This is a genomic window from Pseudoalteromonas sp. S3260 (assembly GCF_005886925.1).
Taxonomy (GTDB): Bacteria; Pseudomonadota; Gammaproteobacteria; order Enterobacterales; family Alteromonadaceae; genus Pseudoalteromonas; species Pseudoalteromonas tetraodonis.
In genome coordinates this window covers 1-429 of record NZ_PNCV01000169.1, presented here as the reverse complement: position 1 = coordinate 429, position 429 = coordinate 1, and the positions used below count along the sequence as shown (strand labels likewise).

At 34.7% G+C, this 429-nt stretch carries 2 pseudogenes; one reads left to right on the top strand and one right to left on the bottom strand.

What is annotated here, in order from left to right:
- Positions 1-11 precede the first annotated feature (11 nt).
- A pseudogene (locus CWC14_RS17760) lies at positions 12-308 on the top strand (chemotaxis protein); the annotation flags it as partial.
- Positions 309-323: 15 nt separating this feature from the next.
- Here CWC14_RS17760 and CWC14_RS20050 read toward each other — a convergent pair.
- A pseudogene (locus CWC14_RS20050) lies at positions 324-429 on the bottom strand (IS982 family transposase); the annotation flags it as partial.

Genomic DNA, 429 nt, shown 5'->3' with positions numbered 1-429 from the left:
TTAGGGGCTGAAAACAAAAAAATAGTAAACAAGTCCTCATACAGCTTGAAATTGTAAAGCGCCATGAGCTGATTCAATTAGAGCGCTTATTTGAATCAGCCAAAGAGCAAATAACCTTGGACTATAAACCGATTATTGTTTTTACAACAAAAGATGGAATGACCCCGCATGTTGGCTTATTAGTTGATAAAGTAGAAGATAATATTGAATATAGACAAGAAGATATAAAACCTCTCGATAAGTTGACTGAAATAGGCTTTGATATTGATCCACAAACAAGAAATATGATGCATGGATTAATTAACCTCAGATCTGCATAAGAATTAAAGCCGAGTCACTTTAATACTCGGCTTTTTAGTCTGAAAGGTATAGGCAATTAATCCAGCCATTAAATTAACCATAAATGAGATGCAGCTGCGGTGCCTTGTA